Annotated in this window: 8 protein-coding genes; 4 read left to right on the forward strand and 4 right to left on the reverse strand. The window is 72.2% G+C overall.

Annotation, left to right across the window (positions count from 1 at the left end; translation table 11 throughout):
* Nucleotides 1-211: hypothetical protein (locus ABZ641_RS20330; protein WP_359983596.1), on the reverse strand; the 211-nt coding region annotated here is incomplete at its 3' end.
* A 6-nt stretch (nt 212-217) separates the two neighbouring features.
* Complete coding sequence (locus ABZ641_RS20335) at nt 218-1081, reverse strand: class I SAM-dependent methyltransferase (RefSeq protein WP_359983598.1); 864 nt, start codon at nt 1079-1081, stop codon at nt 218-220.
* 434 nt (nt 1082-1515) lie between these two features.
* On the opposite strand from ABZ641_RS20335, the gene rpsA reads away from it, so the two are divergent.
* Both rpsA and ABZ641_RS20345 read left to right on the forward strand, forming a co-directional pair.
* Nucleotides 1516-3006, forward strand: a complete 1491-nt coding sequence (gene rpsA / locus ABZ641_RS20340; RefSeq protein ID WP_095876832.1) for a 30S ribosomal protein S1 — start codon at nt 1516-1518, stop codon at nt 3004-3006.
* 205 nt (nt 3007-3211) lie between these two features.
* Nucleotides 3212-5464 (forward strand): MMPL family transporter, encoded by a 2253-nt coding sequence (locus ABZ641_RS20345; protein ID WP_359983601.1) that lies wholly within the window; start codon nt 3212-3214, stop codon nt 5462-5464.
* Between the two features lie 25 nt (nt 5465-5489).
* On the opposite strand, the gene ABZ641_RS20350 is transcribed toward ABZ641_RS20345, so the two are convergent.
* Nucleotides 5490-5636 carry a hypothetical protein gene (locus ABZ641_RS20350; protein ID WP_159400795.1) on the reverse strand — a complete coding sequence of 49 codons (147 nt, stop codon included), beginning with the start codon at nt 5634-5636 and terminating at the stop codon, nt 5490-5492.
* Nucleotides 5637-5810: 174 nt separating this feature from the next.
* Nucleotides 5811-6227, reverse strand: a complete 417-nt coding sequence (locus ABZ641_RS20355; protein ID WP_359983604.1) for a MarR family transcriptional regulator — start codon at nt 6225-6227, stop codon at nt 5811-5813.
* A 64-nt stretch (nt 6228-6291) separates the two neighbouring features.
* Between ABZ641_RS20355 and ABZ641_RS20360 the strand changes: the two genes are divergently transcribed.
* Nucleotides 6292-6933, forward strand: coding sequence for an MBL fold metallo-hydrolase (locus ABZ641_RS20360; protein WP_359983607.1), 642 nt, complete (start codon nt 6292-6294; stop codon nt 6931-6933).
* A gap of 176 nt (nt 6934-7109) precedes the next feature.
* Entirely contained in the window at nt 7110-7619 is a 510-nt protein-coding gene (locus tag ABZ641_RS20365) for a hypothetical protein (RefSeq protein ID WP_344622471.1), read from the forward strand.
* The last annotated feature ends 33 nt before the right edge of the window (nt 7620-7652 follow it).

The raw sequence follows: 7652 nt of genomic DNA on the forward strand, positions 1-7652 counted from the left end.
CGCGCACCGCGAGCCGGCGCGGCTCGGCGACCAGGACGCGGCGGGCGGGCCCGGGCAGGCCGTCGGCCAGCCCGGCGAGGGCCAGCGGGACGAGGGTGGTCTTGCCGGAGCCGGGCGGCGCGGCGAGCACTGCGGCGCCGTGCTCGGCGAGGGCGCGCTGCAGCGGGGGGACGGCGGTGCGGACGGGCAGTTCGAGGCCGGCGGGGCGCACCGGCGGTCAGCCCCGCTGCGCGACGAAGATCGCGGTGCCGGGGATCAGCCGGCCGCGCAGCGGCGACCAGCCGCCCCACTCCTGGTCGTGGCCCTCGGGCCACTCCGGTTCGACGAGGTCGAGCAGCCGGAAGCCGGCGGCGGTGAGCTCGCGGACCCGGTCGCCGAGGGTGCGGTGGTGCTCGACGTAGGTGGCGCGGCCCTGCTCGTCCTGCTCGACGTAGGGGGTGCGGTCGAAGTAGGAGGCGGTGGCGGTGAGGCCCTCGACGCCGGGCTCGTCGGGGAAGGCCCAGCGGATCGGGTGGGTCACCGAGAACACCCAGCGGGCGCCGGGCCGCAGCACCCGGTGGACCTCGCGCATCAGCGCGGCGGTGTCGGCGGAGAAGGGCACCGCGCCGTAGGCGGAGCAGGCGAGGTCGAAGGCGCCGTCGGCGAAGGGCAGCACCGCCGCGTCGGCCTGGACGACGGCGACCGGCTCATCGCCGCGGACGAGGTCGATCCGCCGGGAGTGCTGCAGCTGACGGAAGGAGATGTCGAGCGCGACCGGGCGGGCGCCGCGGGCGGCGAGCCAGCGGGAGCACTGGGCGGCGCCGGCACCGATCTCCAGCACGTCGAGGCCCTTCAGCGCGGCGGGGTCGCCGAGCAGCCGGGCGTCGGCCTCGTCGAGGCCCTCGGGGCACCAGGTGAAGCGGTCGTCGCCGAGGAAGGCGCCGTGTTCGTCCTGGTACTCGTCGGCGTTGCGGTCCCACCAGTGGCGGCTGGCCCGGCTGGACTCGCCGGGGTCGGCCGTGCGCCGGACGGCGTCGTCCTCCTCGCCGTGGCCGCCGTGCTCGCGGTCGTCGTCGGCGGGGTGGTCGGGGGTGGTGGTCACGATGCTGAGGCCCGTCGCGTAGGGTGTCGGTTGCGGAAGCGCCGCTGCCGTGAACCGGCTCCGTACGGGACCGGGTCGGGGTGGTGGCATCCGGGGACGTCCCCCTGCGACAGCCGCCGTTCTGGTGCGCTGTTGGAGGATATGGCCTGATCCATCCCGGCCTCCACCGGTCTCGACGCTCTTCGCGTTGACCGTGCCCGGCTGTCCCCGTATGCTACAAGTTGCGCTGCGGGCCTGCGCGCCTCGGACGGAGCAGGTCGCGCTCGCATCTGTCGAAGACCCCACGGTCTGCAAGACGGACACCTGTCCTTCCAGGATTTCTCATGGGGGTCGGTGCGCCGTGTTCTTGGCTGTCCGGCTTTCGGTGGGAGCGATACGGGCCCTCCGCGTGGCATTACCTACGACTTCATGTCCGTACCGGAGCCCTTTTCCTAATGACGAGCCCCACCGACACCTCTGTCAGCACCACCCCGCAGGTTGCGGTCAACGACATCGGCGACGCGGACGCGTTCCTCGCGGCGATCGACGAGACCATCAAGTACTTCAACGACGGCGACATCGTTGAGGGCGTCATCGTGAAGGTCGACCGTGACGAGGTGCTCCTCGACATCGGTTACAAGACCGAGGGTGTCATCCCGTCCCGCGAGCTCTCGATCAAGCACGACGTCGACCCCCACGAGGTTGTCTCCGTGGGCGACAACATCGAGGCCCTGGTTCTCCAGAAGGAGGACAAGGAGGGTCGTCTCATCCTGTCCAAGAAGCGTGCGCAGTACGAGCGCGCCTGGGGCACGATCGAGAAGATCAAGGAAGAGGACGGCATCGTCACCGGTACCGTCATCGAGGTCGTCAAGGGTGGTCTCATCCTCGACATCGGCCTCCGCGGCTTCCTCCCGGCCTCGCTGGTCGAGATGCGCCGTGTCCGCGACCTCCAGCCGTACGTCGGCAAGGAGCTCGAGGCCAAGATCATCGAGCTGGACAAGAACCGCAACAACGTGGTCCTGTCCCGCCGTGCCTGGCTGGAGCAGACCCAGAGCGAGGTCCGCCAGACCTTCCTCACCACCCTCCAGAAGGGCCAGGTGCGCTCCGGCGTCGTCTCCTCGATCGTCAACTTCGGTGCCTTCGTGGACCTGGGTGGCGTCGACGGCCTGGTGCACGTCTCCGAGCTGTCCTGGAAGCACATCGACCACCCGTCCGAGGTTGTCGAGGTCGGCCAGGAGGTCACCGTCGAGGTTCTCGACGTCGACATGGACCGCGAGCGTGTCTCCCTGTCGCTGAAGGCGACCCAGGAGGACCCGTGGCAGCAGTTCGCCCGGACCCACCAGATCGGCCAGGTCGTCCCCGGCAAGGTCACCAAGCTGGTTCCGTTCGGTGCGTTCGTCCGCGTCGACGAGGGCATCGAGGGCCTGGTCCACATCTCCGAGCTGGCCGAGCGCCACGTCGAGATCCCGGAGCAGGTCGTCCAGGTCGGCGACGAGATCTTCGTCAAGGTCATCGACATCGACCTCGAGCGTCGTCGCATCAGCCTCTCGCTGAAGCAGGCCAACGAGTCCCTCGGTGCCGACCCGGCGTCGGTCGAGTTCGACCCGACCCTGTACGGCATGGCCGCGTCCTACGACGACCAGGGCAACTACATCTACCCGGAGGGCTTCGACCCCGAGGCGAACGACTGGCTGCCCGGCTTCGAGAAGCAGCGTGAGGAGTGGGAGCGGCAGTACGCCGAGGCCCAGGCCCGCTTCGAGCAGCACCAGGCCCAGGTCATCAAGAGCCGTGAGGCCGACGCCGCCGCTGCCGCCGAGGCCGGCGAGGAGGCCCCGGTCTCCGGTGGCGGCTCGTACTCCTCCAGCAGCGACGAGGGCTCCGGCGCTCTCGCTTCGGACGAGGCGCTCGCCGCGCTCCGCGAGAAGCTGGCCGGCGGCCAGAGCTGATCGCAGTGCGCGCAGCCTGAGGGCTGAGCAGTAGTAGGCGGAACCCCCGCCCGGCATCGACCGGGCGGGGGTTCCGTCTTTGTTGTCCGGTATTTCTTATGTGTCGTTTACGTCACAGGAATTGTGAGATGAGGCTCATCGTCCCTCTATAGGACGAATCGGACTTAGCGCCTACATTGAGGGGAACTGCCCGAAAGGCTCCTTCATGCGCAATCCCCTCGCTGCCGCATCGCCTTCGCCCGCCGCCCTGCCCGCGCCCGCCGACCACCGGGTCGGCGGGCGACTCGCAGCCCTCGGCCGGGCGTGCTTCCGCCACCGCCGCTGGGTGCTCGCCTTCTGGGCGCTCGTCCTCGCGGCCGGTGTGCTGATCGGCGGGCGGGTCTTCGAGGGGACGGTCGCCGGCGGCGGCTCCGGCGGCTCCGAGGCCGCCCGCGGCACCGCTGCCGTCCAGGCCGCCGACCCGGTCAAGGGCACCGTCACCGCCGTGGTGGACGGCGCACCGGTCGCCGACGAGAAGGTACGGGCCGCGGTCACCGCCGCCACCGCCGAGATCTCCCACCTGCCCGGTGTGGTCTCGGTGGCCGACGCGTACTCCGGCACCCCCGGCATGGCCGCCGCGGACGGCCGGGCGAGCCTGGTCGCCGTACGGATGGCCGACGCCTCGACCCCCGCGCAGCTGGACGCCGTGACCGAGCGCCTCGACGCCGTCGACGCGGCCGGCACCCACGTGACCGTCGGCGGCGACCTCGTGCTGGAGCAGGAGGTCAAGTCGCAGACCGAGAAGGACACCCGCTTCGGCGAGATCGTCACCCTGCCGCTCACCCTGATCGTCATGGTGCTGGTCTTCGGCGGCCTCGCCGCGGCCGGCCTGCCGGGCATCGGCGCGATCGCCTCGGTCGGCGGCGCGCTGCTCGCCATGTTCGGCTTCAGCCGGATCATGGACATCGACACCAGCGTCCTGCCGATCGCCACCGTGCTCGGCCTCGGACTGTCCATCGACTACGCGCTGCTGATGGTCAACCGCTTCCGGGAGGAGCGCGGCCACGGCGCCACCGTCGAGCAGGCCGTGGAGCGCACCGCCGCCACGGCCGGGCGCACCGTCGCCTTCTCCGGCCTGACCGTCGCGGTCGCCCTGTCCGGCCTGTTCGTCTTCACCAGCCCGGTGTTCCGTGCGGTCGGCGTGGCCGGTGTGAGCGTCGTGGTGATCGCGGCCGCGGCCGCCCTCACCCTCGTCCCGGCACTGCTGGGCTTCGTCGGCCGGAGGATCAAGGCGCCGACCGAGCCCGTGCCCGACGAGGGCTTCTTCTCGCGGACGGTGCGGCGCGTCCAGAAGCGCGCGCTGCCGGTGATGCTGATCTGCGTGGCCCTGCTGACCGCCGCCGGCGCACCCTTCCTGGGTGCCCACCCGCGCAGCTCCGGCGCCGACGTGCTGCCCAAGTCCTTCGCCTCCCGGCAGGTCGCCGACACCGTCGCGCAGCGCTTCCCCGACCAGGCCGCCGCCCCGATCACCGTGGTCGTGAAGAGCGACCAGAAGACCGCGCAGGCGTACGCCGACGACGTGGTCGCCGGGCTGCCGGGCGTCGCCGGCGTCCGCGCGGTCACCCCGGTCGGCGACGGCCTCACCACCGTCGACGTGCTGGTGAAGGGCGACCCGCAGGGCGCCCAGGCCAAGAAGGTCGTCGGCGAGCTGCGGGACCACCGCGGCGGGCTCACCACCTACGTCACCGGCGACGCCGCCTCGGTCGCCGACTTCCAGCACGAGGTCGCCACCCGCGGGCCCTGGGCGCTCGGCCTGGTCGCCTTCGGCACCCTGGTGCTGCTGTTCCTGATGACCGGCTCGGTGGTGATGCCGGTCAAGGCGCTGCTGATGAACCTGCTGTCGCTGGGCGCCTCGCTCGGCGCGCTGACCATGGTCTTCCAGCACGGCTGGTTCAGCGGCCTGCTCGGCTTCACCCCCTCGGGCGGGCTGGAGACCTTCGTCCCGGTCCTGGTCTTCGCCTTCGCCTTCGGCCTCTCGATGGACTACGAGGTCTTCCTCCTCTCCCGGATCAAGGAGCTGTACGACCAGGGGCACGGCTGTACCCGGTCCGTCCAGCTCGGACTGCAGCGCAGCGGCAAGATCATCACCTCGGCGGCGCTGCTGATGGTGATCGTCTTCGCCGGGTTCGCCGCCGGGCAGATGCTCATGGTCAAGCAGATGGGCATCGCACTGGCGGTGGCCGTCGCGGTGGACGCCACCCTGGTGCGGTGCCTGCTGGTGCCGGCCGCGATGAGCCTGGCCGGCGAGTTCAACTGGTGGGCGCCCGCGCCGCTGCGCAGGCTGCACCGCAAGATCGGCCTCAGCGAGCACGTGGAGCTGCCGCCGCTCGGCGTACGGGCGGTGCTGCCCGGACAGCGCGCCGAGGCGGAGCAGGCCGGGGTCGAGGTCGAGGACGAGCAGGTCGCGCTGGCCCGCTGAACGCGGCCCCGGCGGGGCCGTCCGGTCAGCGGTTGACGCAGGCGTTGCCGAAGCCCGGGGCCAGCCCGGCGGCGACGTCCAGCGGACCGCACGCGGAGGCGGCCCCCGCGGTGCCCAGCAGCAGACCGCAGACGGCGGCGGCGAGGACCAGGGCGGTGCGGACGGGGGTCATGGGGGCGTCCCTTCGGAAGCGCGGATGCTGGCGGCCTGCCCAACGCGAGGGCGGGCCCTCCGGCATGCGCCCGTCCGGGTGAGGGGGGTACCCGTCAGGGGCGGGGAGACTGCTCAGGTGCCCCCATGGGCCCCTGGGGCGCTCGCCCACCCCGCGCCCCTGGGTGGTTGCCCCTCAGGCCAATTTGCGCAGGAGGGGGACGGCTTGATGGAGGAGTCGGCGTTCCTCGGGGGTGAGGCGTTCGGTGAGGGCGGTCGCGATGGTGTCCTCGCGGCGGGCGCGCTGGGCGTGCAGCGCGGCGGTGCCGGCCTCGGTGGCGGTGATCATCAGTTTGCGGCCGTCGGTCTCGTGCGGGCGCTGCTCGACCAGGCCGGCCTCGCCGAGCAGGGCGACCGTGCGGGCCATCGACTGGTGCCGCACCCGCTGCAGGGCGGCCAGTTCGCTGGTGGTGTGCGGGCCCTCGCGGACCAGCCAGCCGAGGACGGCGGCCTGGTTCTGCGGCAGTTCGTCGCCGGGGCGGAGGGTGCGCACCAGGGTGCCGATGGCGGTGCGCAGCTCGGCGGCCAGCTCCAGGGGGTCGACCTCGTCCATGGGGATCATGCTACCGAGAATTTCCTACAGCCAAACTGTGCAGCATTGCTGTAATGTTTTCCGCATGCGACTGACGAAGCTCGGACACGCCTGCGTCCGCATCGAACACCAGGGCACCACCGTCGTCATCGACCCCGGAGCGTTCACCGAGGCCGACGCCACCCGCGGCGCGGACGCCGTCCTGATCACCCACGAACACATGGACCACTTCGCCGAGGACCGGCTGCGGGCCGCCGTCGAGGCCGACCCGGGCCTGCGGATCTGGACCAACCGCGCGGTGGCCGCGCAACTGGAGGGCATCGGCGCGCGGGTCACCGTGGTCGGCGAGGGCGACGCCTTCGACATCGACGGCCTCGGCGTGAGTGTGCACGGCGAGTGGCACGCCGTCATCCACCCCGACATCCCGCGTGTCGGCAACATCGGCTTCCTGCTCGACGGGCGGCTGTTCCACCCCGGTGACGCGCTGACCGTGCCGCCGCATCCGGTGGACACCCTGCTGCTGCCGATCGCCGGGCCCTGGACCAAGGTCTCGGAGCTGATCGACTACGTCCGGGAGGCCGGCCCGGGGCGGGCGCTGGCGATCCACGAGGCCGTGCTCAGCGACATCGGGCAGATGGTGCACGGCCGGCTGCTCGGCGAGGGCGGGCCGGGGGCGGGTGCCGCGTTCGCGCAGCTCACCGCGGGGGAGCAGCTCGACCTCGGATGACCCGTGGCGTCGCGGCCGGCTCGGCCGGGCTGCCGGCAACCTGACAATTCGTAAGCGGATTATGTGAGTTGTCGTCATAAACACCCGATTGGCGGTGGTATGTCCGGCTCCGGTCCGGGACCCTGTGGGGCCAGGGAGCCGCGGAACCGTCGCGGTTCCACGGGCAAGGAGGACGGATGTCGATCGGGACGAGGGCGGGTGCGGCGGCCGCCGTGGCCTGCGGAGTACTGGCCATGCTCACCGCCGGTGCGGGCGCCGCGTACGCGGACGGCGGCGCCGCCACACCGTTCAAGGGCCGCACCGAGGGCGGCAGTCTGGAGCTGGTGAACGGCGACGTCGTGGCCTGCGCCGGCGTCGGCGAGGTCCGCGTCGTCGACGCCCAGGGCGAGCACGTCCCCGGCGCGCCGGGCACCAGTTTCACCACCGCCGCCGGGACGAAGGTGCTCACCAAGAGCGCCGACACCGTCGAGGTGACCGTCGGCGGCGCTTCCGCCGCCGTCACCTGCGGCCCCGAGCTCTTCCCGACCACCACCGCGTCCGTCCCCAAGGGACCCTCCCTCGCCGGCGGCGGCGGCGGAGTCCTCGGGGCGGACCCGGTCGAGACTGCCGCCGGCGGGGCCCTACTCGCGGCCGGCCTCGCCGGCGGCGCCTTCGTCCTGCGCCGCCGGCACGCCGCCCGGGCCTGACCGAACGGCCGCCGAAGGAGGCGCCGACGGTGC

Origin of the sequence: Kitasatospora sp. NPDC007106 (assembly GCF_040634455.1) — a bacterium.
Lineage (GTDB): Bacteria > Actinomycetota > Actinomycetes > Streptomycetales > Streptomycetaceae > Kitasatospora > Kitasatospora arboriphila.